Genomic DNA, 25,912 nt, shown 5'->3' on the forward strand with positions numbered 1-25,912 from the left:
CTTGAACATATATTTCTATTTTTCAGGTGTTTGGATAGTTCACTAATTCTTATTGCTTACTTTGATATCGGTTCCCAGACGCTGCAGATAGGCAATAATTGCAATAATTTCACGGTCGCTTTTTACTTTAATATCATTTTGGGACAAGTTCTCGCTAATTTTCTGAGCCTGCATATTCAGATCTTTATTGGCCAGTTTTTCGAAACCTTCGTCATACGGAACACCAAGCGTTCTCATGGCATTAATTTTCGATTCTGTAGTTGTAATATCCAGTTTCTGCTCAATTAACCAGGGGTAGGGTGGCATAATACTTCCCGGTGACATGGTTGTAGGATCCATCATGTGATTAAAATGCCATGCGTTTGAATATTTTCCGCCCTGGCGATGAAGATCAGGACCGGTACGTTTTGATCCCCACAGAAATGGATGATCATACACAAATTCCCCGGCTTTACTATACTCACCATAGCGCTCTGTTTCTGATCTGAAAGGGCGCACAGTTTGAGAATGGCAGTTTACGCAACCCTCACGGATATAAATATCCCGGCCCTGCAATTCAAGCGGAGAATAAGGCTTTACGCTGGAAATGGTGGGAACATTTGATGAAATAATAAACGTAGGCATCATTTCAACCATACCTCCAATCAGGATAACGATGATTGACAATACCATAAACGCCATAGGCTTGCGCTCCAAACTGCGATGCCAGGTTTTTTCACTGCTATGCGGAGTAAACGCAGGCATTAATGCCATGGCTTCTGCAGGTTCATTTGACAGTAGTTTTCCCTTGGCAACTGTTTTAAGAAGATTGTAAGTCATTACAATTACCCCCACTAAATACAATGCTCCGCCAATTGCACGAAACATGTGCATAGGAAGTAGTATTAAAGTTGTTTGAAGAAATGCAGGATACTTTAATGTGCCTTCCGGAGTAAATTCTTTAAGCATTAATCCCTGTGCAAAACCAGATAAATACATAGGTATTGCATAAAACAGAATTCCCAGTGTTCCAATCCAGAAGTGGAAAGAAGTTAATTTCTTTGAAAAAATCTCCGTTTGATAAATGCGTGGAATCAGCCAGTAAAGAATTGCAAAGGTGAGGAATCCATTCCAGCCTAAGGCTCCAACGTGTACGTGAGCAACAATCCAGTCTGTAAAATGAGCAATTCCATTGATTTGTTTAAGAGACAGCATAGGCCCCTCAAAAGTGGCCATTCCGTAAGACGTTAGACCAACCACCATGAATTTCAGAATGGCATCATCTCTTACTTTATCCCAGGCTCCGCGTAAGGTTAATAAACCGTTGATCATACCTCCCCAGCTTGGAGCAATCAGCATGAGCGAAAAAGCAACGCCAAGTGATTGGGCCCATCCAGGTAAGGATGTGTATAATAAGTGGTGAGGGCCGGCCCATATGTAAATAAATATAAGTGACCAGAAATGCAGAATACTTAATTTATAAGAATAAACCGGTCGGTTTGCCATTTTAGGAAGGAAATAATACATCATCCCTAAATAGGGAGTTGTAAGAAAAAATGCTACTGCATTGTGTCCGTACCACCACTGTACCAGTGCATCCTGAACGCCGGAATATAAATAGTAACTTTTAAATGCTGAAATTGGCAGCTGCGCTGAGTTAACAATATGAAGAACAGCAATAGTAACAAATGTGGCAATGTAAAACCAGATGGCTACATACATATGCCGCTCACGTCTTTTAATGATTGTACCGAACATATTTACACCAAATACAACCCATATTACTGTGATAGCTATATCTATCGGCCATTCCAGTTCGGCGTATTCATGCGAAGTTGTAAATCCAAGCGGTAATGAAATTGCGGCTGAAACTATAATAAGCTGCCAGCCCCAGAAATGGATCTTGCTAAGCAAATCACTAAACATTCTTGCTTTAAGCAGACGCTGAAGTGAATAATACACGCCCATAAATATTCCGTTGCCTACAAATGCAAAAATTACTGCATTTGTATGCAGCGGTCTGATACGGCCGAAAGAGCTGTATTGATTTCCCATATTCATTGCAGGTTCAAATAGTTGGAAGGCAATGAGTAAGCCTACGGTCATACCAATGAGGCCCCATACTACGGTGGCTATTGCAAAGTTCCTAACGATCTTGTTGTCGTAATTAAATTTTTCAAGCTGCATAATCAGATTTAATCGTATTGTTTTCAGATTGTAAAATTACCGTCATCCGATAATCGGATGAGTGATAAAAGTTTTTCAAAAAATTGATCTTCATCACTTTTTTGAGAATCGTCACTGGATATTAAATGAGCATGCTGCTTAATCTTTTGGATTATCAGGCTGGTCATCTTCAAATAGAATGCGGATGGCGGGGGTTTCCAAATCATCATTCTGCCCGTTTCTCATCGCCCAGAAAAAAGCTGCCAGAAAGATTAGTGCTATCAGGATGCTGACAGCTATCAGAAAATAAAGAATTCCCATTTTTATGAATAAAAATTGTGATGCGCCAAGCTATGATATTTGTTTAGGATATAGCTTTTTTAAAATATTAATAATCAGACTTTAAAAACCTGTTCAACAGGTGAATTTAATCTGTTTTTGCCGGCGAAATACCGTGCACTTACCGATGTGAAAATAATAATGGTAATGGTGCTTAATGGCATTAAAACAGCCGCAGTAAGCGGGGATAAAATTCCCTGAACAGCAAAATAAATTCCGACAAGATTATAGGATGCTGAAATTACCAGGCTCATGTGTATCGTTTTGACAGCATCGGTTGCCTGAGTCATAAAACGGGATAAACTCATCATCGAACTTCCGTCGAGAATTGCGTCACAACCGGGATTGAAATTGTTTATGTTATCCGTTACCGCTACGCCTAAATTGCTTTGTTTTAATGCGCCGGCATCATTCAACCCATCGCCAAGCATCATTACTTTATGACCTTCCGACTGCAAATTTTTTATATAATCCAGTTTGTTTTGCGGACTCTGTGCAAAGTGCATTTGTTCCGGAACCGGAAAAAAATGCGATAAATTCTCCCGCTCACTTTCATTATCTCCCGACAGTAAATGTAAATCGGCATGCTGTGAAAGCGTTTGTAAGAGTTGGTTCAGCCCGGACCTCCATTGCTGTTTGATTTTAAAACAACCTTTGTAAATTCCATTGATATCCAGCTGTACCTGTGCAGAATCAATCTGACTAAGTTTTCCCGAAGAAACAAATGTGGATTTGCCCAACTTTAACTGCCGGCCATTAACAGTTCCGCAAATACCTTTTCCCGCAATTTCGGTAAAATTCATAACCTCCCGGAAGGTGTTTACATCAAGCCATTTCACTATTTCCCTGCTCAGGGGATGACTTGAATTTCTGGCAAGGGAAGCCACTAATATTTTTTCCTCAGCAGATAAATCTCCGGAGAAAGAAAGATGGATCAGATCTGCCGAAGTAATGGTGCCGGTTTTATCAAAAACGATGGTGTCAATTTTTGCAAGCTGCTCAACTACATCGGTATTTTTCAAATAAAAACGGTTTTTATCAAAGATGCTTAAAACCGCAGAAAGCGTAAAAGGTGTACTTAAAGCCAGCACACATGGGCAGGCAACAATTAAAACTGCGGTAAATGAACTCCACGCTTTGCTGCTATCTGAAGAATAGATCCAGAAACCAGCAGCGCTGAAAGCGATGATAAAAGTTGCCAGACTGAAGTATTTGGCAATCATATCATTAAAATTCTGGAGCTTATTATCAGTAATTTTAAAGGTTTCGTTATTCCATAATCCCGTTAGGTAGCTTTGTGAAACAGGTTTTATTACTTCCAGTTCAATAGCTTCACCTATCTGACGACCGCCGGCGTAAAGCATTTCTCCTAATACTTTCCTAAGCGGCGCCGATTCTCCGGTAACGAAACTAAAATCCACATATGCTTCTCCTCTCATTAAGATCGCATCTGCGGGAATAATCTCATTATTTCGGATAAGAATGCGGTCTCCGATACTTAATTCCTCAATTGCAACAGGTTTTTCCATTTCCTTTTTTAGTACAGTTACCGCTACCGGGAAATAAGAACGGTAATCTCTGTCGAAAGAAAGGTGATGATAGGTGCGCTGCTTCACCCAACGGCCCATTAACAGCAGAAAAATTAATCCCGTTAGCGTATCTGTAAATCCCGGTCCGGTTGAGCTGATGATTTCAAATGCCGACCTGAGAAACAAAACGGCTATAATTAATGCCAGGGGTGCATCCAAATTGATTATTTTATGTTTTAATCCCGCCCAGGCGGAGCTGAAAAATATGCGTCCGCAGTAAAAGGTAACAGGAATTGCAAAGGCAAGATTAAGCCATCCGAATAAGGATTTAAATTGCTGATCGAATGAAGAGAGCCCGAAATATTCGGGAAAGCTTAAAAGCATTACGTTTCCCATACAGAAACCGGCTACTGCAATTTTTTTGATCAGATCGCGGTTATCTGTGTTTTGTTTATCCTTAACAACATCCTGTAAACTGATAAGGGGCTCATATCCCAAAGAAACTAAGAGTTCTACAAGCTTTCTCAAAGAAAATTGCTGCTGTTTAAATGTTATGGATACCTGCTTTTTTAAAAAATCTATGCGGGAGTTTACCACTGCAGCATTTAACTTATGTAAATGTTCCAGTAGCCAGATGCAGGAACTGCAGTGTATGGCGGGTATGTAAAATGTAACAGTAGTTATGTTTTCATCGCTGTAATCAATCAGCCTGGTAATTATTCCGGATTCATCCAGGTATTCAAAATGCTTTGATTCTGAATGTTGAGTTTGTCCCGGAGAATCATTATAACTGTAATAACTGCAAAGATTATTTGAATTTAATACCTGATAAACACTCTGGCAGCCAATACAGCAGAAATTTTTTTCATCCAGTATATAACCTGTACTCGTTATTGCGGTTCCGCAATGGTAGCATTGGTTATCTGTTAAGGTATATGTAGCCATTCAACTTTATTATAAAAAACAAAGGTGTTGTAAGATAGTGCAATCTGAAATGATAATTCTTATTGCTATTAATGATTTAGATCACATTCAAAAACCCAAATTTGATATCTGCACTACTCATATTTAATTATTTAGGTAGGAGCGGTGCAGGAAAATTAATCCGATTTACAAGTTGTTTGATTTGTTCCAGATCATTTATAAAACGGTCATTAAAGGCTGTTGAATTTTTTTTGAGTTCTGGAACCAATGTCGCGTAATAATCAACTCCAATCAAAAGCTGTTCTTTAAAACGAATCAATTGCTTAACTTTTTTGTCTGTTAATGTTTTGATATTCATTTCAATATCTTTTTTAAGATAACTTACATACAAACTCAACTCATTTACAAAAACATGCGGCCTTTCTACTCCCTCTAAAAGATTTAATTTACCATAAATATTCTTGACCATATTTTCCAGTGAATAAATCTTTGAGAAATAACCGGTATTTGGGCCTGGACAAATTGCTACTGCATTGTTTTCACGGGATTTTAAAATATCATTTTTTATATAAACGGCAGTAGCTAATCCCTGGCAAAGGCAGGTTTTCTCCGTTATCAGATTATATTCCTGCTGATATTTTTCTTCAGAAATCATTCTGGATTTTAGCTCTTTTAATTTCAGATTCTGGTATTCCCTTGATGCCGTGCAAATGGGAATTGCTGTGAATTCTGTATTGGACACCAGGAATTTTTTAGTGCAGGGACTACCGGGTTTTCCTTTTGCTATGCGTTCTAATCGCTGAGTCTCGGCTGTACTTTTGCGGAAATTATTAAACGGAATTCCAAGCGGCGATGCACCGCTGATATAAAAATCTTCTTTGCCTGCACCGGCCAGCAGTTGCAGGGTATCAGCATCAACATTAGTAGCTTCAGGAACCAGTAAAAACGGACTTCCCCAGCCGGTGCCATCCAGATTATAATATTTTTGAAGAAAGTCATCTTCCAGAAAAGTGCCGATTCCACCCTGTACGGTTATCCGGGTAGCAGGAATTTTAAGTCCTGAAATTCCTTTTGCGTTTAGTGCTTTGCTGTAAATTTCAGAAAGCTCCTGAACAAGCTCTGCTCTTTTTTGCTTAAACTCTTCCAGGATGGGGCCAAGCAGCAAGCCTTCTGTTGCAAAAGCATGACCCCCGCAATTCAATCCCGATTCTATTCTGAATTCATGAATCCAAATCCCTTTTTTTGCAAGAAATTTAGCCTGAATAGAAGCAGATCTGAAATCGCTCACTTTGAGGATTACTTTTTTAAGTGCTGATTCATCCCCGGATGGGAAAAAGTCTGGAAATTCTTCCAGATAGCTGTATAATCTCGGGTTCATTCCGGCCGAAAGAACCAGTGAAGAGTTTAGTTTTGATTTAGCGAAACCCCGTAAAGCAGCCAAAGCATCAGAAAACTGATCGCCGAATGAATTTCCGTTTTTATCGTAATTAATCCGGTCTACTTTTGACATGAGGTTTACATCTATAGAACCTTTGGTTATTAGAGTGCGTAAATGTTCCTGATAGCTTAATTTCTGATCTTCATTTTTTTCATCAAGCATTTGTAAATACAAAATTTTGCTTGCGGATGTATCCGGAAGAAGGTCAAAATATTTGCTCAGGTCTGTTCCGGGAAGAAAGGGAAGATTTTTAAGAGTTTCAAATTGCTCATCTACCAGATCAGAAACCAGGTCAAGATATGCGGTAATACGTTTTGCACGATGATCATCCTCTGTTTTTTTGATAGCGGCGTAAACCTTATTTACCTGCTTCAGATAAAATTCCCTCATTCGCTCGATCAGTTCATCATCAACAATGGAAATCACAGATGAAATACCGTAACGGGCTACTTTAACAGGTGTATCAATAGAAAAGGAGAGACCAAGAACCGGAATATGGAATGTATGACTCATTTTATAATAGGATTATTTGAGGTTATATAATAGTAGGGTTTGAGCTTGCAGAAATCAACCGGGATTGTATATGCCTTTAAAAGAAATCATTGCTGCCTTTTCAATTAATTTTTCTAAACGGAAGTACTGAATATCTGACTTTCAGGCTGCTTTTCCCATAGCCTTTCATCAAATGCCATGCATATGTTTCTTAAAAAAGCTTGTCCGGCAATTGTTACCTGTAAGCGATTATCTTCCAGATGAATAAGCCGATCTTTTTGAAGGGAACTTAAACGAACTAAAATATCCAGTAACTGAGGATCTTCTAAATCTAACTCAGCAAATCCTCTGCACATAATATGCAAAATGATTTTGCGGTATTTGAGATCGTTTGAGGTGAGAATGTGACCTTTAAAGAGGGGTAATTTACCATCAGAAATTAGATTTAAATAGGAATCTAGCTGCTTTACATTCTGTGCAAAACCGTACCAGCTATCACTAATGGAAGAAACGCCAAGTCCGATGGAAAGCTGTGTGTATTGATGGGTGTATCCCATGAAATTACGGTGGAGTGTTTGGTTTTTAGCGGCTGTGTATAAGCTGTCGGTTTTCAGCGCAAAGTGATCCATGCCGATATCAGCATAACCTGCTTCTTTCAACAGACTTAGCCCTTTTTCGTATAAGGCTCTTTTCTCATCGGCGGCGGGTAAATCGTTTTCAGTAAAGCGGCGCTGTCCTGGTTTTAGCCAGGGAACATGCGCATAGCTGTAAAACGAAATGCGATCGGGCATCAACTTTATCACTTCTCGGATTGTATTTTCTACACTTGATAATTGCTGTAAAGGCAATCCGTAGATAAGATCGTAATTGATGGATGTATAACCCAGGTTTCGGGCCTGTGAAGTAACCTGCTGAACCTGTTCAACAGATTGTTTTCTGTTAATTATCTCCTGAACTTTGGGATCAAAATCCTGTATTCCCAAACTCAATCTTCTGAAGCCCAGATTATATAGCGTTACTAAATGTTCCAATGTTGTATTTGCAGGATGCGCTTCAAATGAAAACTCTGCATCTGCTGTAACTTCTGCCTCATTTAAAATCCCCAATGTTAATTTTTCGAGATTATTGGGATTGAAGAAAGTTGGAGTTCCGCCTCCCAGATGAATTTCCCGGATAAGCGGTTTGCATTTTAATACCTCGCAATACATTTTCCACTCTTTAATAACCGCAATCAGATAAGGATCTTCAACCGTATGATTTTTGGTGATACGGGTATTGCAGCCGCAATACGTACAAAGACTTTCACAAAATGGCAGATGAATATATAAACTGATGCCCTCTGAACCGCCCTCGCGGTAGGATCTCTTTACTGAGATAAGCCATTCCTCCTCAGTCCATGCTTCTGTTTCCCAATAGGGAACTGTAGGATAACTGGTATATCTGGGAGCTGCTACATTGTATTTTTTGATCAGTTCAGAAGTGGTCATTGTATTTTGTTAATAGAGATAGGCAATAGGGTTTTTAAGCAGAAGCCAGCATTTCTGTGTTTTTATCTTCTTTCCAGTTATCCAGGTTTTCGATAGTTTTTTCTGCAATTACCTGCAGGGCTTCTTTAGTCAGAAAAGCCTGGTGAGGAGTGATCAGTACCCTTGAATTTTGTATAAATGCTTTAAGCATCAGGTCTGAGATGGGTTTGTGGCTATGATCAAAAAAGAAATATTCATGTTCAAATTCATAAACATCCATCCCGATCTTACTGATCTTATCATTTTGAAGTGCAGTAAGTACGTCTTCAGAATTAAAAAGTGCTCCGCGACTTACATTGATCAGCATGACTCCATCTTTCATTTTAGAGATAGATTCTGAATTAATCATATGCCTGGTTTGATCATTGAGCGGAAGATGGAGTGAAATGATATCAGACTGGCTGAGTAATTCATTGTAAGAAACCTGCTCTGCACCTAACTCATCACATTGTTGTTTTACGTCCTGCGGTTCAAACACAATAACTCTTGAACCAAATCCCCGAAGTATGCGGGCCAGCGAACGACCTGATTCTCCGCACCCGATAATACCTATGGTTTTATTGCCTATGGTTGTGCCAACCAGATTATCGAGAGAGAAATCATATTCCAGCATCTGCTGATGTGCAGGAATAATATTACGGGAAAGGGAAAGTATTAATGTAATTGCATGTTCTGCGATAGATTGAGGAGAGTAAGCCGGGATATTTGCAACCTTAATTCCCAGTCGACTGGCTTCTGCAAGGTCTATATTATCAGTTCCGGTAGATCTGATTGAAATATATTTTACGCCCAGTTCTTTGAGTTTTTGAATAACTGGAGCTGACAGATCGTCGCTGGAAAATACTATTACCGCATCTTTTCCAGCCGAATAAGAAGCTGTGTCAATTGTTAACCTGTTAGATATAAGCGTTATATCGTGCTTTTTCTTATTAGCCTTAATAAGAATTTCTTTCTCACACGTCTTAATGCTATATGCTACCGCCTTCATGTAATCAATATTTACATCAAAATTAAGCGGATGCAGATACTATAGCCATGAGGCTAATCAAGTGAAAAAATGACCTTCGTTACTTATTGTTTTACGTTTTTAAGCTTGCTTAATGATAGAATTTTAATTTTGCTGCCTTCTTTTTCTATCAGGTGCTCATCTTTAAAATCAGCAAGAGTTCGGCTTATTGTTTCATTTGCCGTGCCAACCATGGCGGCCAGATCATCGCGTGAAACTTTAATTATCCGGAGATCAGAATTGGGCTCACCAAATTTTTCTGCCAAACTCACCAGTGCATCTGCTACACGTTTCCGAACGGAGTTATAGGCTAACTTTAATAGTTGATCCTGTTTTTCCTGAACACTGCCGGATAGCAGCTGAATAAATTTTTTGGATATTCCGGGATTCTTAAAAAGCAAATTGTTGAATTCATCGCGGGAAATTAAATATAGTTCTGAGGCTTCCAGAGTTTCTGCGTTTTCTGCTCCGGGTTTATTAAGTAAAACAGAATCGTATCCAAAAAACTCGCCCAGCGAAAAAATACCCGTTGATATTTCGCGGCCATCTTTGTATATCATGTAAGTTCTGATGCTTCCGCTTTTAACCATGTATACACTAGAGGGATGATCGCCATCCATATAAACACTTTGCTTCTTTTTATAGCTGCGGATGCGGCTGTTTTCGGAGAGTTCATTTAACAATTTTGCAGATCGAGCTTCGTTTAGCAAGCCGTCAAGTGAAGCAGAATTGCCTGCATTCTTTTTAATCTGCGCTCTTTTCTGTAACCTGGTTTCAATGGCATTTAAAAGCTCCATATCGTCAAAAGGTTTGGTCAGGTAATCATCAGCACCCATTTCCATTCCTTTCCGAAAATCTGTTCTTTCTGCCTTTGCAGTTAGAAATATGAAAGGAATATCTGATGTCTGAGGATTCTTGTTCACCAGGTAAAGCACGCCGTAACCATCAAGCTCGGGCATCATAATGTCACAGAGAATAATATCCGGAAGGTGAATTTGAGCCAGTTCTACACCTTTTTTACCATTTTCTGCGGTATAAACCTTGTAGTCTGCAAGATCAAGTATTTCGGCAGTACTTTCGCGGATATCCTGGTTATCTTCAATTAATAAAACGGTTTTAGTGGGAGCTTTCATTGTTTAAACATTAAAGTAATTGTGGTTCCGCGATTTTGGGCACTTTTATAAATAACTTCTCCGCCCATTAATTCAGCGTATCTCTTAACTATGTTTAAGCCCAATCCGGTTCCGGGAATATTGCCGGTATTATTTGCTCTGAAAAACGGCTCAAACAAATATTTTTGCTCTTCCTGAGGAATACCGATTCCATTATCCTTTACCATAATGCATAGTTCAGTTTCTGTTAGCTCTGTATTAAACTCTATAAAAGTATTTTCACCCGAATATTTTATTGCATTTGATACCAGATTAATAACCGAATTTTTCAGAAGAGCCGGATCAAGATTAACTTTGCTCGAAACGCCCGTATGCTGGTAAACAATATTTTGGTTTTGCTTGGCTAATAATTGCATTTCTTCAATCAAATCTTCAGAGAATTTTACAATATCAAATTGCTGGAATTCTGCTTCAGTTTTACCGGCTTCCAGTTTTTCCAGCGATAGGAAATCATTTAAAATGCCCGTAAGATGGCCTACCGAAGTTTTAATTTTGCCGGTATGTTTATGGATATTTTCAAAATCAGGCTTTTGTGCATATTTGTCAATTAGAGAGGCAGAGAGCTGCACCGAACTGAGAGGCGTTCTGAATTCATGCGAAGCCATGGAAACAAACCTGGTTTTTAACTGGTTCAGTTCCTTTTCTTTTTCCAAAGATATACTTACATCTTCTTTGGCTTTTTCAAGCTCATTAACCAGCGTTTGTAAAACCTGGGTGCGTTCCAGGATGCGTTGTTCTAATTCTTCGGTATATTTTTTAAGGTTGTATTCAGCCGCTTTTTCTTTTGAAAGATCATGAACAAAACCGGTGTAAATTCTCCTGTTTTCATATTTCACTTCTCCCACAGCAAGCCTGAAAGGAAAAGTTGATCCATCTTTCCTTAATCCTAAAACTTCTCTTCCGATACCAATTATTTTTCTTTCTCCCGTGGTTTGATGATGATGAAGATAGCCGTTGTGTGCACTTTTATAAGGCTCAGGCATTAATACCGAAACATTACTACCTGTTATTTCTTTTTCCTGATATCCAAAAAGACTTAATGCAGCCGGGTTGATGGATTCAATTATTCCCCGCTCATCAATAGTTATAATTCCATCAATTGCCGAATTGATAATTGCGTATAAGAGTTTTGCTTCTTCCATTTAGAGGGTAAAGTACAAACATAATAGAATTCTTTGCAGAAATATTATTGAATGGTGTTCGTGAACTGTAAGCCCTGATGAAATATTTTGAAATTAATTCTTAAATTCCTTATTTAAAAGGTCAACACATTGATTTGCAATTTCAAGTTCTTCGTTGGTAGGAATGATGAGAATTTTTGTCCTTGCACCCTCTAAACTTACATCCCTCAAAGAACCCGATCTTACAGAATTTTTTTCAATGTCCAGGTTAATGCCGAAAAATTCCATTTCCTCGCATATTAACTCTCTGATGAGAATATCATTTTCGCCAACTCCGGCAGTAAAAACAATAGCGTCAATCCCGTTTAATGCGGCTGCATAAGATCCAATGTATTTTTTAATCCTGTAGGCATACATTTCATAGGCCAGAAGAGATTTCTCATCCCCATTTTTAATAGAAGATGTAATATCCCGCATATCACTGTTTCCGGTAAGGCCAATCATTCCGCTATGCTTGTTAAGCAGGGTGTTTACTTCCTGTATATCCAGCCCAAGTTGAGAAACCATATGGAAAATTACAGATGCGTCAATATTTCCGCATCGTGTACCCATAATTAAACCATCCAGGGGCGTAAGTCCCATGCTGGTATCCATGCATTGTCCACCGTTTACGGCGGCCATGCTGCATCCATTTCCCAAATGGATGGTAATAATTTTAGCCTGCGGTTGATTCAGGTATTTTCTGGCCTGTTCATCTACATATTTGTGGCTTGTTCCGTGAAATCCATAAACACGAATTCCATGGTTTGTATAGTACGAATTTGGAATAGCATAGCGAAATGCTTTTTCGGGCATACTCTGATGAAAAGCAGTATCAAAAACAGCCACCTGTGTAGCATTTGTAAATATCTTTTCTGTTACCCCGATTCCTAAATAATTGCCCGGATTATGAAGAGGGGCCAGTTGGAAAAGGTTTTTGATTTCTTTTTTTACTTCCGGAGTTATAACAGCCGTTTTAGAAAATTTTTCGCCCCCATGTACCACACGATGGCCAACAATTTCTATTTCTCCCGGATTTTGAATCACGCCAATACCGGGTTCTGTGAGTAATCTTCCAACCTCCAGAATTCCGGCTTCGTGGTCTTTCAGATCTAAAGTAAGACTGATTACTTTTTCATTTCCCTTAGTATAAATTTTATGGGTAATTACCGAATCCTTTAAGCCGATTCGTTCAATCAGCCCGTTACAGATTGGCGCCTCTGAAGGCATTTTAAAAAGCTGGTATTTAATAGAACTGCTGCCCGAATTAATTACTAGTATGTTCATTAATGTTAGTCTGATTATGGTTAAGGGTTGATAATTCCTGGCTTTGAATGGCAGTTATTAAAACGGTGTTAAAAATATCATCAACTGTACAGCCCCGGCTTAAATCATTAACCGGTTTGTTAAGTCCCTGCAGCATCGGCCCGATAGCCAAAGCTCCGGTTTCACGCTGAACGGCTTTATACGTATTGTTTCCGGTATTCAGATCAGGGAAAATAAGCACGCTTGCCTGGCCGGCAACCTGCGAATTGGGAAGTTTTTGTTTTCCTACAATGGGATCAACTGCTGCATCATACTGTATCGGGCCTTCCACTTTAAGGTCGGGACGATTTGCTTTAACAAGTTCAGTAGCACGCCTTACTTTTTCTACTTCTTCCCCTGATCCGGAAGTTCCTGAAGAATACGAAAGCATGGCTATACGGGGTTCAATGCCAAAGCGTTTGCTTGTATCCGCAGATGAAATAGCAATTTCTGCCAATTGTTCGGCAGTAGGATTAGGATTGACAGCACAGTCGCCAAAAACAGAAACCCGATCTTCCAGACACATGAAAAATACCGATGAAACAGTGGATATTCCGGGTTTAGTTTTAACAAACTGTAAAGCCGGCCGTATGGTATGCTGGGTGGTATGGGTTGCTCCCGAAACCATTCCATCGACCTGACCTTTGAAAACCATCATCGTTCCAAAGTAAGAAACATCAGTCATTAAGTCGCGGGCCATTTCCATGGTTACATTCTTGTCTTTACGTAACTCATACAAGGTCTCTACATATTCTTCATAATATTCTGAAGTAGCCGGATCAATAATTCTGACTTTGCTGAAATCCATATTCAAGCCTAAGCGTTTGATGGATGCGGCTATTTCTGCAGGATTTCCTAATAAAGTTAAGTTTACAATTTCCTGTGATGTCAGTCGTGCTGCCGCTCTAAGAATTCTTTCATCATTTCCTTCGGGCAGTACAATGTTTTTTAACTGGCTTTTGGCCCATTTTTTAAGTTTGTACTGAAACATGTGAGGTGTAATGGTCTCTGATTCATACGTTACTATCTTTTTATCCAGATCCAGAACGTTTACATATTTGTTGAAGGTATCAATTGCCAGTTGTATCTTTTTTGTATCTCCGGGACCAATCCGGGGTTTAATAGATGCTATCTGAGTAATAGTTTGAAATGTTAATGTTTTAACGAAAATAATAGGTACCACATTCTGAAGGCCTTCAATTAAACGCATGATAGGTTCTTCGGGCTCTGAACCGGCAGTAAGTACAATGCCTGCAACTTTAGGATAGCTTGAAGAAAGGTTTGCCTGTAATGAACAAATGATAATATCCCCGCGGTCTCCGGGAGTTACAATCAATACATTTTCGGTAATATGATTCAAGAAATTTGGTACCTGCATGGCGCCGGTAACAAAATTATCTACCTGGTTAGAAAGGTGTTCCTGGCCAAATAATATCTTACCTCCAATAACATCATAAATATCTTTAATGGTGGGGCTCGACAAACCTTTATCAGCAGGAATTATGGAGAGGATAATATCAGAAGGAAGCTGCGACTTTAACAATTCGTCAACATCCTGAACCTGTTCGGGATTTACTTTATTTACAACAATTGCTAGTACCTGTATTTCACGTGTTTCAAAATTATGAAAGATGTTTAATGCCGCCTGAATTATTTGAGCTGTTGATTTATTCTCTCCTGAAACAACCAGAATGGCAGGAGCGGAGAGGTTTTTGGCAATTAGGACATTCGATTCAAATTCAAAAGCCGCACCTTCCCCGATAAAATCGCTTCCTTCCAGTACGATAAAGTCGTATTTATCTTCCAGCTTTTTAAATTTGCTGATAATGGTATCGATCATTTCGCCCTGACTTTCGCCCTCCAGATGCTGCATGGCCTCCTGTCGGGTATACGCATACGCCTCGTCAAATTTTATGGAAAGTCCGAAATGCTCTATAATGGTTTGAATGTGGACATCTTTTTTTTCTCTCGGATCCTGATTGATGATAGGTTTAAAATATCCGATCTTTTGAGCTTTTCCCAGAAGCATGTTCATCAGTCCCAAAGCAATCAATGATTTGCCGCTGTAAGATTCTGCTGATGCTATAAAAATTGTGTTCGTCATTTTTGAAAGATTGTGTGGAACGGATGATCGGGCGATGTTGAATGAGGCCAAAAATAATCAAATCAGCGGAGAATGGCTTAACTCTTTTTATCATCCCGAGAGGAATGAACGTTTGTTTTCAGGAATAATTTTCTACAATCAAAACTAGCAGAAAGGCTGTTTGAAGAAAATTGGGATTATGTTTAAAGCAAAATAAGCCAGGTTAATGATCAGAAAATTTATATCTTTTTCATGGATCATTAACTTCTAAAATCACGGATCTTTTCAGGGATTTGTTTTTGCAAAAATTAATCCTGCTACAATCGCTTGCATTAAACCGAATAAAAACCAGCTTAATATCATTGTAAATGTAATGTCTAAAGAACTGAAGGTTATCCACATTGCCGGAAGCAATGAAACGATAGCATAAACCAACCCGAACTCAAAACCCCGTAAAATTGCCGGACCTTTAAATAATATTTTGAATCTGTCCCAAAACCATGAAAGCGCCATGCTGATTACAAATGCGTGCAGGTAAAAAAGAATATCCCTGCTTCCATCAGAATTGAATAATGGATTATTATATTCAATAAACAAGCTTGGGAAAAATTGTACAGCAAGAAATAACCCTCCATAGCTCAGGATAAATAAAGTGATTCCTGCTATCAGTCCGGAAATTAAAATTTTTTTCATTTTGAATATTAATTTTTAACAGGATGAGTATTAGAATTAATTGCCAGTTCTGCACCTGTAATGTCTTTGTATATCAAGAAAATTTCTTTTTTAATTTTCTTAAAGTGTTTGTTTAAATCCTTTATTTCATCCTCAATTCTGCCATTTTCAAGTTGCAGGAAATCTATACTTTTGGGTAGTAAATTCTTGATTTTTGACTGCAGGTTTCCCTGGTGTTTCAATACATCAGCAGTGATGTTTACTTTTACCATGTTTAATTGATAAAGCTCAGAATTAATCATCTGAGCCCTGTTTACATGAATATCTTTTAGCAGGGCAAGGAATTTTTTATCAAATAAACTTTTAAGAAACTTCACTTCATCGTCAAAGAACACAAGCTCTGATAGTTGTTGTCTGCTTAGCTTATAAAGTTTTTGTAATTGCAATTCGTGTTCTGAATTCATGCTGGTTTAGTTTATATTATTAGCGTACTACGACTTTTAAACAGATATTCTGAGGCAGAAAAATTTTAGTCTATCACCTTCATATTTAAATTGAATTCAACATCCAGTTCATTATTGGTTTGAATCATACCCCCGATTCTTCTGGGCGGTACTATGTCAAAATCAGAAAATTTTACCTGTCGACGGGCAATCAGATTTATAGACTTAATTCCGTCGGATACAAATCGGTAATCAACTTCAAAGCGTTTGGTAGTTCCGGCTAATTCTATTGTAACCACCCCTTTAATGGTATTTAACTTGTTATTAAATTCGGGATAACGGCTTAAGCTTAAAAGCCTGATAGTTAGTTTTGGGAATTCTTTCGATTTTAAAGTTTTCCGTAAATCTCCGGTCATAACCGGATTAAAGCAATTAAAATTCTGTACATCCAGCTTTAGAGAACCGGTAATTTTTAATGATTCTGAAGTATTATTACTGTAGAAAGTTAAGGTATCCGGCTTTGAATAATTGGCGATAATGCAGTTAAACTTGTTAATATTAGTACTGCCTCCAACCTTTAATGAGCAGCCTTTAGTAACTACCCATTTAGTTAAATAAGCCGGCTTCTTGTTTTCCAGGCTAAAACCCGAAAATAAGATTAACAGAAGAATTAAAACTGGCTTTAAATAAATCATAATAAAAGCTGTAACTGAAAAAAAAAGCAGCCTGATTTTTCATCAGACTGCTTTTTTAATTTTGTTTTAGAAACCAACTACTGCCTGAACAACATACCCGTTAAATTCTCCACCGTTACGGAAATCTGCAACCGGTATATTTTTAAACTGTTGTTTAACATATTCGCCTTTTAATAAAACGTTTTTAGTAACAAACCATCCTGCTCCAAAAGCCATACGATCAATATTGATATCATCGTTGTAGGTAATGGCCGGGCTTGTTCCAACTGCAGCCACATTGGCTAACCTTACCTGAACTGCATTGTAACGAACACCGAAGAACAAATTTTCTGCTTTTCCGAATCTGTATACAGCATCCATAGCGTATTGGGTAGCTTTTCTGTCGGATGTTTCAGTTTTAGTTCTTCCCTGTGCGGCTTCGTAGGTACCGTACAATTCTAATCCTTGTAATTTCACAAAACCGTTAAGCTGGAACGCATCTACTTTTTTACTGAAGCCCGGATTTACACGACCAGATGTAAAGTTTGCTGAGGCTGTGCTTCCTAATTTCTCCATGGTCATGAAGTAATTAGAACCTGTACGGTCACCTGCATATAGTGTCTGGCCGCCAGAACTTTTGTTTGTGTAGTAAGATGCTGCAAAACGTACACGAAGCAGATCATTTACTTGTTTATCTATACCACCTTTAAAATAAACTGCTGGTGATTTATGGATATTATCATCTTGAAGTGTAGGAGTAAGGCTGTCAATATTTCCTTTGATCATACCATTAGAAACTCCAAGCATTCCGAATAAACCATTTTTTCTAACCAATACTTCTCCGCCAATTTCTGTTGTGAAGCCGTCCAGAATATAATTTTCAACAAATGGGTTATAAAGAGTGTGGCCACCATCTGATCTGCGGAAATGCTGATCGCCATAATTAATTTCCATGTGTCCAACTTTGATGGTGGTAACTTTCATGATATTTTCCCAAACCTGTCCTTTAAAGGGAAGTTTATCGAATTGAATATAACCGCCTTTTACCCAGGTTTCGTTATGGTGACGGGCAGATAAATAACTTGTTAAATTTAAACGGATACCGTCTGCCAGCTGCACATCCATATATAAATTGGCATTTGCAGTATTAAATCCCGGAGACATACGGTATAAGCCGCCGCCGGTATTTTCATGTTTTAGTCCCTGGAAAGATTGAGTAAAACCGGCTCCAAAATCAACTTTAAGACGATTAAAAACCGCATTGGTATCTTTTGGGGACTCAAAAACATTGATGCCGGATTTATCGTAAGGACGTAGGTTGGCAACCTCAGTCTGTTCAGGTGTAACCTGTGCAGCAGCTATTCCGGTACTTAAGCAGGCAAGCATTAATGCTGATGCTTTTAAGAGGGTAAAAGTTTTAGCTTTCATATCATTAGTATTAATTATTGTTTGATTAATGTTTAGTTTTTAAGTTTTAACAGAAGATCAATGATCACTTCGTCGCCTGTTTTAAGTGCACCCATCATAAATGAAGGAGCTTTTATCTTGTAATCACTCATCTTGATTGATTTAGATCCTTTACAGGTAATGCTTTCATCTGCATTCAAAACATATGATGTTTGAAGAGCAATTTTATTTGTTACTCCGCCAATGGTAAGGTTTCCGATTGCCTTAATAAGTTTTTGACCGGGAACAACAGTAGCCTCAAGAAGCTTAAAAGTTATTTTATTAAACTGTTCTGCTTTCAATGCTTTATAAGCTCTTGTATCCATCAGTTTATCTTTACTTTTTAGATTGTTAACCTGAAGAATAAAATTGAGAGAGCTGATGTCATGTAATTGTCCGGCTTTCATTATAAAGTTTCCTTCAGATAAAAAGCTTTTTGACTGCATTTCCCAATCGTGCATGTTAGATGTTCCGGATACTTTTATATGCGATCCATCTGAAAGCTTATATGCAGTTTGACTTTGAGCCTGAGAACAGGCAGTAATGCCAATTACCATAAATAGTGTTAGAGCTTTGAAAATATATCCATTGACTTTTTTCGGTGCATTATTTAGTTGTTTCATGTCGCTTTAATTAATTGCTTATTATTTATAATCCAAAGGTATCTACTGGCCCTCTGCCAGATAATGACATGCGGACTGAAAAAAAGTAATCTTCAGCACATATTGAGTTTTTTATTAATTAAATATGTGTACCAAAAGCCTGAAAACCCGGTTTTTTTAAAATATTTGATTCTTATTTAAAAAAGCGAATTCTATTTGCGGGTAATCGCATTAGGGAGCAGGAATTCACTAATAGGAGATAGTGTCCGTCTGTAAATATTTAAGTTTGATTTGCTTAAGCAGGTATAGAATGTTGTAAACCTTTTCAAAAAATTATATAAAATTTAATAAGATTTTTTAATAATATTTGTGGCTGATTATAATGAAGAAGTTAGTCGTCACCATATTAGCTGTTTTTTATCTGGGTGTTTCATCCGGTGCGACGGTGCATTTTCATTATTGCATGGGGGAGCTTTTTGAGTGGGGACTTTCTAAAAACAAGGCTGCCAATTGCGATAATTGTTCCATGAAAAAGGCCGCAGCACAAGATTGCTGCAAGGACCAGCATCAGCAGTTTAAAGTTGAAAAATCTCAAAAAGCATCACAAACTCTATTTCAGTTTAACCAGCCTTCTTTAGATATTCCTATACTATCTTATCAGATCGTTTCTGAACAATTTACCGGTATAAGTGCTCAGGGTCATCCTTACGGGAACGCACCTCCCAGAACAAATCAGATTCCTGTTTTCATCCGCAACTGTACCTACCTTATTTAATACCCTTCTTTATTTTTCCGGATTTCTTCCGGCCTGATCTGGGCTATAACAGCCTTTTCTTAATGTATTCTATTTAATAATTTTCCTTATTCACGATATGAAATTCTCATATCCTAAATCATCAATTGCTATGAAATCTTTTTTGATTGTATTCTTCGCCACTATTTCCATCTTATTTTTCGCATGTACGTCTTCAGAAAAAAAAACCAATACTTCTGCTGACAGCAATGCTGTTCAAACTGCCGGATTAACGTATACATGCCCCATGCATCCTGAAGTGATTAGTAACAAACCTGGTCAATGTCCTCAATGCAATATGGATCTGGTTGAAAAGAAAGCAGAAGCTTCAACAGATAACTCTCATGATGGTCATCAGCATTAATAGAAATGATTGAAAAATTAATTTCATTTTCATTACGAAACAGGTTCCTCATCCTGCTAATTGCATGCGGAATATTTACCTGGGGGGTGTATTCGGTAAACACCTCTAAAATTGATGCAATACCAGACCTGTCAGAAAATCAGGTAATTGTATTTACCGAATGGATGGGACGAAGTCCGCAGATTATTGAGGATCAGGTCACATATCCCCTGGTAACTAATCTGCAGGGAATCCCGAAAGTTAAATATGTGCGGGCAAATTCCATGTTTGGGATGAGTTTTATATATATAATTTTTGAGGATAATGTAGATGTCTACTGGGCCCGTTCTCGGGTTCTTGAGCGTCTGAATTCCCTTGGAAATACTTTGCCCGAAGGTGTAAATCCCAATATGGGACCCGACGGAACAGGAGTGGGACATGTATTGTGGTATACTCTTGATGCAAAAGGCATGGACCTTGGCGAGCAGCGTGCGGTGCAGGATTGGTATATTAAATTTGCCCTGCAGAATGTTCAGGGAGTGAGTGAAATTGCCTCTTTTGGAGGTTTCCAGAAACAATATCAGATCAACATCGATCCCAATAAACTCACCTATTATAAGCTGACGCTGAACGATATTATGCGTTCAGTAAAATCCAATAATAACGAAGCCGGCGGACGGAAGTTTGAGATGAGTAATATGGGGTATATTATTAAAACCACCGGCTATCTTAAATCCATACGGGAAATTGAAAACCTGGCTGTGCGTACTCAAAATTCTATTCCTGTTAAAATCCGCGATGTAGCAACCGTGCAAATGGCGGGAGAAAGCAGGCTTGGCATATTTGATTATAATGGAGAGGGCGAGGCCGTTGGTGGCATTGTGGTTTTGCGTTACGGTGAAAACGCTGATGAAGTTATCAAGAGCGTTAAAGCAAAAATGATTGAAGTGGGAAAAGGTCTTCCCGAAGGAATGAGCTTTAATATTGTTTATGATCGTGGTAAACTGATTGAAGAATCCATATCATCCATAAAGACAACACTTTTTGAAGAAATGATTGTGGTTTCGCTAATTGTTATCATTTTTCTTTTTCACTGGAGAAGTGCTGTCAGCATCATAATCCAGATTCCGATTACTATTGCGGCCAGTTTCATTATTCTCAATGCTTTTGATATTACATCCAATATTATGTCATTAACGGGTATAGCACTTGCCATTGGGGTGATTGTTGACAACGGAATAATCATGGCAGAAAATGCGTACAAGCATCTTTCCATCCGCCAGGCGGAACTAAATGAATTAAGAAAGGGGGAAATAACAAATGCAGAGTAAATTCAAAAGCTTTTTCAGTCGGGAAAAGAAATCGCCGGATTATGTAAAACTAAGTGACCAAGAGCGATTAAGCATTATCGAAAAAGCCTGTCAGCAAGTTTCACGAGGTGTTTTTTATTCCACAGTAATTATTATTGCCTCATTTTTGCCGGTATTTCTTTTAACAGGGCAGGAGGGAAAACTGTTCCATCCGCTGGCATTTACTAAAACGTTTATTCTCATTATCGATGCCATTCTTGTAGTGACACTGGCCCCTGTACTGATCTCCTTTTTTATGAAAGGCCGCTTTCGTTCTGAACAGGAGAATCCAGTAAACCGCAGACTTGAAAAGATTTACGAACCAGTCATTCGGGCTTGCTTAAAACATCGTAAAACAACTGTGGGAATAAATATTCTGGCTTTATTAATCAGCATTCCCTTAGTTTTCAGTTTGGGAAGAGAATTTATGCCTCCGCTTGATGAGCAATCCATATTATTTATGCCGGTAACCCTGCCGGATGTTTCAAATGCGGAAGTAAAACGAATTCTACAGGTTCAGGATAAGATTATAAAATCTGTTCCGGAAGTAGATCATGTTTTAGGAAAAGCAGGAAGGGCAAGTTCTGCAACAGATAATTCTCCAATCAGCATGATAGAAACTATCATTTCACTTAAACCTAAAAGTGAGTGGCGTGCCGGAATTACCAAGAAGGATATCATCACCGAACTGGATAACAAATTGCAAATTCCCGGGGTGGTAAATGGCTGGACGCAACCCATTATAAACCGTATTAATATGCTTTCAACCGGCATACGTACCGATGTTGGTGTAAAAGTTTACGGACAGGATTTAAGAGAGATTGATCAGGTTTCTAAAAAGGTACAGACAATTCTGCAGAATATAGAAGGAGTAAAAGATTTGTATGTAGAGCCGGTTACAGGAGGAAAATATCTGGAAATTAATATTAAAAGAGAACAATTAGAACGCTATGGTTTAACAGTAGATGATATTAATGCGACTGTAGAAACGGCAATCGGCGGAGCCCCTTTTGCTACAACAATTGAAGGCAGACAGCGATTTAACATTAATTTGCGCCTGGGCCAGGATTTCCGCAACAGCCTGGATAAGTTGAAACGTATTCCCTTGGTTTCTCCGGATGCAGGTACTATTCCTCTGTCGGCTGTAACCGATATCAGTTTTGTGGACGGCCCGCCCATGATCACTTCAGAAAACGCTATTCTACGAGGAGCGGTTATGTTTAATGTTCGGGAACGGGATTTAGGTCATACCGTTCAGGAAGCCATAAATAAATTAAACAAAGACCTAAAACTGCCGAACGGATATTTTGTAGAATGGAGCGGCCAGTATGAAAATCTGATTCGTGGTCAAAAGACATTATTGTATGTTTTGCCTATCGTATTGTTTATCATTTTTCTTTCCCTTTACCTGGCTTTTAAATCTGCCAGAGAAGCATTCTTAAGTCTGGTAACTATTCCCTTTGCATTAATTGGAGGAGCTTTTCTGGTGTACTTCTGGGGAGTTAATTTATCTGTAGCGGTTGCTGTAGGCTTCATTGCCCTATTCGGTATTGCGGTAGAAACAGGCGTTGTAATGGTTATTTATCTCAATGATTCTATGAGACAATTAATTGCCTTAAAGGGTAACTCAAGAGAAACCATAACGAATGAGGATTTACGTGAATATGTTATCAATGGAGCTGCCAAAAGACTTCGCCCCAAATTAATGACCGTATGCGTGGCATTATTCGGATTGATTCCTGTTTTATGGTCTCAGGGGGTTGGCAGTGATGTGATGCAGCCCATTGTTTTACCCATGATCGGAGGAGTTTTAACCTCTTCTACGCATATTCTTCTGGTAACACCGCTTATATTTTTGATGACGAAAGAATATGAATTGAAAAAATTTGGAAAACTGGAGGTACACGATGCAACACATTAAGAAATTTATTCTGATCATAATTCTATTGAATTCAGGCCTGTTATACGGCCAGGAAATCCTTAGTCTGAATGAAATACTTCTGGAAATTGAAAGGAATAATCCTGCCTTAAGATCTTTTGAAAACCGGATTAAAAGTCAGGATGCCAAAGTAGAGGGTGCCGGGGCATGGATGGCTCCAATGGTTGGCGCAGGTACGTTTATGACTCCATATCCGGGTCAGAAAGTAATGGAAGCCGGTGATAAAGGCGCATTTATGATTTCTGCCGAGCAGGATATTCCAAATCCTGCTAAGACCAAAGCCAAAGCCGGATATCTGGCGGCTCAGTCTTCCATTACAAGATCTGAACAGGGGGTATTGGCTAACCAGCTACGGGCAAAGGCTAAAGAACTTTATTATGATTTATTAATCGCTCATAAGCTGATTGCTTACCAGAAAGAAAACCTGGCAATTATGCAAACAATGAGGAAACTCGGAGAGATCAGGTATCAGTATAATCAGGGTGCTTTAAACCAGGTTTTTAAAGCCGAAGGTCGTTTTTATGAAGCGGATAATATGATCGTTATGACGCAAAGTTCTGTTCGGTCTTATAAAATTGCTTTAAACAGCCTGATGAACCGGCCCGCTTCCACTGACTTTGCTATTGATACCCTATATAAGGTTGAATTTAATCCTTTACCTCAACTTGATACGGCGTATCTGGCTTCAAAACGAAGTGATATTTTACAAATGGAACGTTCGATAACTGCTATGTCATTAAACATTAACCAGGTTAAACAGGATTTTAAGCCTGATTTCCGGCTGAGGTTTGACCATATGTCTAGTTATTCATCCATGATGCCCCGTCAATTTACAGTAATGGGTATGCTTTCTATTCCAATTGCTCCATGGTCATCAAAAATGTATAAATCTGAAATTAAATCCATGAATTTTGAGCAGGAGGCCATGAGGCAGCAGAAACAAGCGATGCTAAATGAAATGCTCGGAATGACCAAAATGCTTGAGAACGAAACCCATACCATGCATCATCACCTCGAAAACTATGAGAATAAAATACTTCCTGCTTTAAGTAAAAACATGAAAGTCTCCATGCTCTCTTATCAGGAAAACAAGGCGGATTTAAATACGGTAATTGATGCCTGGGAAACGGTGAATATGGCGCAGGTGAATTATCTGGATCAGTTAAAAAAGTTTTATAAAATGATTGTGGACTATGAAAAGAATATTGAAAGGTAGTTTTCATGTTAGTTTTTTTCTGGCAGTTGTTATGCTCCTGAGCTGCAATTTAAATAATGAAAAGCATGCCCATGAGGGAGAAGGAACAAAGTATACCTGTCCTATGCATCCTCAGATTGTAGGTGATGAGCCCGGGATTTGTCCGATTTGTAAAATGGATCTGGTTGTCGTAAAAGCTGATTCAGGCCATGCAGCTAATGATAGTTTGTCTATGCTGGTAAAACCTACCGATGAAAGCATTTTGTCTTCCATCAAAACTGTGCAGCCGCAAAAAGGCAATCGTTTTTCTGAAAGCAGTGTAAAAGGCGTTATTAATTATAATACAAATAACTGGAACTCTGTTTCTGCGAGAGTTGGCGGAAGAATAGAACGCTTATATGTAAAATACAATTATCAGGCTGTAAATAAGGGTCAGAAATTGATGGATATTTATAGTCCGGATCTGGTGAATGCTCAGCAGGAATTACTTTTCCTGAAAAATAACAATGAGCCGGAGTTAATGAATGCTGCAAAAAGTAAACTTCGTTTACTGGGTTTTACACAACAGCAAATAAATCGACTCATCAGAACCGGAAAAATAAATTATTCGGTAACTATATATAGTCCGTACAGCGGATATGTTGCTGAACAGCAAAATTCCGCAGCTTCAGGCGGTATTCCACCATCAGCAGGCGGCACGGTTATCAGTTCTTCATCAGCTGATCAGGCTGTTTCTATGGGATCAATGGGCTCCTCAGCAAATTCCGGGAATCCTCCTCCTGTTCCGGATGTAAATCAGGGAACGCCTTTACAATTAAAGGAAGGTCAGTATATTTCTGCAGGTCAAAAACTTTTTAGCCTGATGAATGCCAATCAGGTTTGGGCGGAATTTTATGTTACTCCTGAGCAAATTGGTGAATATAAAAGAGGAAGTATTGTCAAAGTGCAGGCAATTGACAATCCGGCTCAAAATGTTAAAGCATCGGTCAGTCTCATTCAGCCTTACTATAATCAGGGGTCAAATTATTCGCTGGTGAGAGCAACAGTTCCCAATCCGGGAAAAAATTGGAAAGTAGGTCAGCTGATTAGTGTGGGGAAAGAGCTTCAGGGTAAACCGGGTATCTGGCTGCCACGAACAGCTGTACTTCAGCTCGGAACGCGGTATGTCTCATTTATTAAAAAAAATGGAGCATTTGCAGCAGTTTACGTGGAAGTACGAACCATAAATGATGATTGGGTGGATGTTGGAAATAGCCTGGAAAAAGATGAGGAAGTTGCAGAAAATGCCTGGTTCCTGGTAGACAGCGAAAGTTTTATTAAAGTGAACCGCTTATAAT

The 25,912-nt window shown here is 38.7% G+C and carries 21 protein-coding genes; 6 read left to right on the top strand and 15 right to left on the bottom strand.

What is annotated here, in order from left to right:
• Positions 1-42: 42 nt before the first annotated feature.
• The 15 genes from ccoN to G521_RS0108595 all read right to left on the bottom strand — a co-directional run bounded on the left by ccoN (position 43) and on the right by G521_RS0108595 (position 18,977).
• Entirely contained in the window at positions 43-2,166 is a 2,124-nt protein-coding gene (ccoN, locus tag G521_RS0108505) for a cytochrome-c oxidase, cbb3-type subunit I (protein ID WP_036678772.1), read from the bottom strand.
• Between the two features lie 138 nt (positions 2,167-2,304).
• The gene (gene ccoS / locus G521_RS18025; protein WP_081675041.1) at positions 2,305-2,466 is read right to left on the bottom strand and encodes a cbb3-type cytochrome oxidase assembly protein CcoS; all 162 of its coding nucleotides are present in this window, start codon (positions 2,464-2,466) and stop codon (positions 2,305-2,307) included.
• A 74-nt stretch (positions 2,467-2,540) separates the two neighbouring features.
• Positions 2,541-4,958, bottom strand: a complete 2,418-nt coding sequence (locus G521_RS0108520; RefSeq protein WP_026898164.1) for a heavy metal translocating P-type ATPase — start codon at positions 4,956-4,958, stop codon at positions 2,541-2,543.
• A gap of 127 nt (positions 4,959-5,085) precedes the next feature.
• Positions 5,086-6,888, bottom strand: coding sequence for a hypothetical protein (locus G521_RS0108525; RefSeq protein ID WP_026898165.1), 1,803 nt, complete (start codon positions 6,886-6,888; stop codon positions 5,086-5,088).
• A gap of 113 nt (positions 6,889-7,001) precedes the next feature.
• Positions 7,002-8,354, bottom strand: a complete 1,353-nt coding sequence (gene hemN / locus G521_RS0108530) for an oxygen-independent coproporphyrinogen III oxidase (protein ID WP_026898166.1) — start codon at positions 8,352-8,354, stop codon at positions 7,002-7,004.
• A 34-nt stretch (positions 8,355-8,388) separates the two neighbouring features.
• Positions 8,389-9,381, bottom strand: coding sequence for a 2-hydroxyacid dehydrogenase (locus G521_RS0108535; RefSeq protein ID WP_026898167.1), 993 nt, complete (start codon positions 9,379-9,381; stop codon positions 8,389-8,391).
• Between the two features lie 83 nt (positions 9,382-9,464).
• Positions 9,465-10,532, bottom strand: coding sequence for a response regulator (locus tag G521_RS0108540; protein WP_026898168.1), 1,068 nt, complete (start codon positions 10,530-10,532; stop codon positions 9,465-9,467).
• The gene (locus tag G521_RS0108545) at positions 10,529-11,713 is read right to left on the bottom strand and encodes a PAS domain-containing sensor histidine kinase (protein WP_026898169.1); all 1,185 of its coding nucleotides are present in this window, start codon (positions 11,711-11,713) and stop codon (positions 10,529-10,531) included. Before G521_RS0108545 ends, G521_RS0108540 begins: the two co-directional genes overlap by 4 nt.
• Positions 11,714-11,806: 93 nt before the next feature.
• Positions 11,807-13,018, bottom strand: a complete 1,212-nt coding sequence (locus tag G521_RS0108550; protein ID WP_026898170.1) for an acetate/propionate family kinase — start codon at positions 13,016-13,018, stop codon at positions 11,807-11,809.
• Positions 12,999-15,140: a phosphate acetyltransferase gene (gene pta / locus G521_RS16785; protein ID WP_051189619.1), complete on the bottom strand. Its 2,142-nt coding sequence runs from the start codon at positions 15,138-15,140 to the stop codon at positions 12,999-13,001. The genes G521_RS0108550 and pta overlap by 20 nt, the downstream gene beginning before the upstream one ends.
• Positions 15,141-15,404: 264 nt before the next feature.
• Positions 15,405-15,812, bottom strand: coding sequence for a hypothetical protein (locus G521_RS0108570; RefSeq protein WP_026898171.1), 408 nt, complete (start codon positions 15,810-15,812; stop codon positions 15,405-15,407).
• Between the two features lie 8 nt (positions 15,813-15,820).
• Positions 15,821-16,255 (bottom strand): hypothetical protein, encoded by a 435-nt coding sequence (locus G521_RS0108575; RefSeq protein ID WP_036678776.1) that lies wholly within the window; start codon positions 16,253-16,255, stop codon positions 15,821-15,823.
• A gap of 65 nt (positions 16,256-16,320) precedes the next feature.
• A complete protein-coding gene (locus tag G521_RS0108580) occupies positions 16,321-16,929 on the bottom strand; it encodes a YceI family protein (protein WP_026898173.1) in 609 nt (202 codons plus the stop codon).
• 66 nt (positions 16,930-16,995) lie between these two features.
• Positions 16,996-18,336 carry a hypothetical protein gene (locus G521_RS0108590; protein WP_026898174.1) on the bottom strand — a complete coding sequence of 447 codons (1,341 nt, stop codon included), beginning with the start codon at positions 18,334-18,336 and terminating at the stop codon, positions 16,996-16,998.
• Between the two features lie 32 nt (positions 18,337-18,368).
• Entirely contained in the window at positions 18,369-18,977 is a 609-nt protein-coding gene (locus G521_RS0108595; protein WP_026898175.1) for a YceI family protein, read from the bottom strand.
• A 361-nt stretch (positions 18,978-19,338) separates the two neighbouring features.
• Here G521_RS0108595 and G521_RS17770 point away from each other — a divergent pair, with 361 nt between their 5' ends.
• From G521_RS17770 to G521_RS16800, 6 genes are all read left to right on the top strand, one after another.
• Positions 19,339-19,731: an HYC_CC_PP family protein gene (locus tag G521_RS17770; RefSeq protein WP_026898176.1), complete on the top strand. Its 393-nt coding sequence runs from the start codon at positions 19,339-19,341 to the stop codon at positions 19,729-19,731.
• A 130-nt stretch (positions 19,732-19,861) separates the two neighbouring features.
• Positions 19,862-20,113: a heavy metal-binding domain-containing protein gene (locus G521_RS16795; protein ID WP_036678938.1), complete on the top strand. Its 252-nt coding sequence runs from the start codon at positions 19,862-19,864 to the stop codon at positions 20,111-20,113.
• A 5-nt stretch (positions 20,114-20,118) separates the two neighbouring features.
• Entirely contained in the window at positions 20,119-21,423 is a 1,305-nt protein-coding gene (locus tag G521_RS18425; protein WP_026898177.1) for an efflux RND transporter permease subunit, read from the top strand.
• Entirely contained in the window at positions 21,413-23,362 is a 1,950-nt protein-coding gene (locus G521_RS18430) for an efflux RND transporter permease subunit (protein WP_026898178.1), read from the top strand. Before G521_RS18425 ends, G521_RS18430 begins: the two co-directional genes overlap by 11 nt.
• Complete coding sequence (locus G521_RS0108625; RefSeq protein ID WP_026898179.1) at positions 23,349-24,596, top strand: TolC family protein; 1,248 nt, start codon at positions 23,349-23,351, stop codon at positions 24,594-24,596. The genes G521_RS18430 and G521_RS0108625 overlap by 14 nt, the downstream gene beginning before the upstream one ends.
• Positions 24,574-25,911, top strand: a complete 1,338-nt coding sequence (locus G521_RS16800) for an efflux RND transporter periplasmic adaptor subunit (protein WP_051189623.1) — start codon at positions 24,574-24,576, stop codon at positions 25,909-25,911. Before G521_RS0108625 ends, G521_RS16800 begins: the two co-directional genes overlap by 23 nt.
• Position 25,912 lies beyond the last annotated feature (1 nt).

The sequence above is a fragment of the Daejeonella oryzae DSM 19973 genome, assembly GCF_000422945.1.
GTDB classification, from domain to species: Bacteria; Bacteroidota; Bacteroidia; order Sphingobacteriales; family Sphingobacteriaceae; genus Daejeonella; species Daejeonella oryzae.

Excerpts from the sequence above, each read along its gene's own strand:
- ccoN (WP_036678772.1), bottom strand. The coding sequence starts at position 2,166 with ATGCAGCTTGAAAAATTTAATTACGACAACAAGATCGTTAGGAACTTT.
- ccoS (WP_081675041.1), bottom strand. The coding sequence starts at position 2,466 with ATGGGAATTCTTTATTTTCTGATAGCTGTCAGCATCCTGATAGCACTA.
- G521_RS0108520 (WP_026898164.1), bottom strand. The coding sequence starts at position 4,958 with ATGGCTACATATACCTTAACAGATAACCAATGCTACCATTGCGGAACC.
- G521_RS0108525 (WP_026898165.1), bottom strand. The coding sequence starts at position 6,888 with ATGAGTCATACATTCCATATTCCGGTTCTTGGTCTCTCCTTTTCTATT.
- hemN (WP_026898166.1), bottom strand. The coding sequence starts at position 8,354 with ATGACCACTTCTGAACTGATCAAAAAATACAATGTAGCAGCTCCCAGA.
- G521_RS0108535 (WP_026898167.1), bottom strand. The coding sequence starts at position 9,381 with ATGAAGGCGGTAGCATATAGCATTAAGACGTGTGAGAAAGAAATTCTT.
- G521_RS0108540 (WP_026898168.1), bottom strand. The coding sequence starts at position 10,532 with ATGAAAGCTCCCACTAAAACCGTTTTATTAATTGAAGATAACCAGGAT.
- G521_RS0108545 (WP_026898169.1), bottom strand. The coding sequence starts at position 11,713 with ATGGAAGAAGCAAAACTCTTATACGCAATTATCAATTCGGCAATTGAT.
- G521_RS0108550 (WP_026898170.1), bottom strand. The coding sequence starts at position 13,018 with ATGAACATACTAGTAATTAATTCGGGCAGCAGTTCTATTAAATACCAG.
- pta (WP_051189619.1), bottom strand. The coding sequence starts at position 15,140 with ATGACGAACACAATTTTTATAGCATCAGCAGAATCTTACAGCGGCAAA.
- G521_RS0108570 (WP_026898171.1), bottom strand. The coding sequence starts at position 15,812 with ATGAAAAAAATTTTAATTTCCGGACTGATAGCAGGAATCACTTTATTT.
- G521_RS0108575 (WP_036678776.1), bottom strand. The coding sequence starts at position 16,255 with ATGAATTCAGAACACGAATTGCAATTACAAAAACTTTATAAGCTAAGC.
- G521_RS0108580 (WP_026898173.1), bottom strand. The coding sequence starts at position 16,929 with ATGATTTATTTAAAGCCAGTTTTAATTCTTCTGTTAATCTTATTTTCG.
- G521_RS0108590 (WP_026898174.1), bottom strand. The coding sequence starts at position 18,336 with ATGAAAGCTAAAACTTTTACCCTCTTAAAAGCATCAGCATTAATGCTT.
- G521_RS0108595 (WP_026898175.1), bottom strand. The coding sequence starts at position 18,977 with ATGAAACAACTAAATAATGCACCGAAAAAAGTCAATGGATATATTTTC.
- G521_RS17770 (WP_026898176.1), top strand. The coding sequence starts at position 19,339 with ATGAAGAAGTTAGTCGTCACCATATTAGCTGTTTTTTATCTGGGTGTT.
- G521_RS16795 (WP_036678938.1), top strand. The coding sequence starts at position 19,862 with ATGAAATCTTTTTTGATTGTATTCTTCGCCACTATTTCCATCTTATTT.
- G521_RS18425 (WP_026898177.1), top strand. The coding sequence starts at position 20,119 with ATGATTGAAAAATTAATTTCATTTTCATTACGAAACAGGTTCCTCATC.
- G521_RS18430 (WP_026898178.1), top strand. The coding sequence starts at position 21,413 with ATGCAGAGTAAATTCAAAAGCTTTTTCAGTCGGGAAAAGAAATCGCCG.
- G521_RS0108625 (WP_026898179.1), top strand. The coding sequence starts at position 23,349 with ATGCAACACATTAAGAAATTTATTCTGATCATAATTCTATTGAATTCA.
- G521_RS16800 (WP_051189623.1), top strand. The coding sequence starts at position 24,574 with ATGAAAAGAATATTGAAAGGTAGTTTTCATGTTAGTTTTTTTCTGGCA.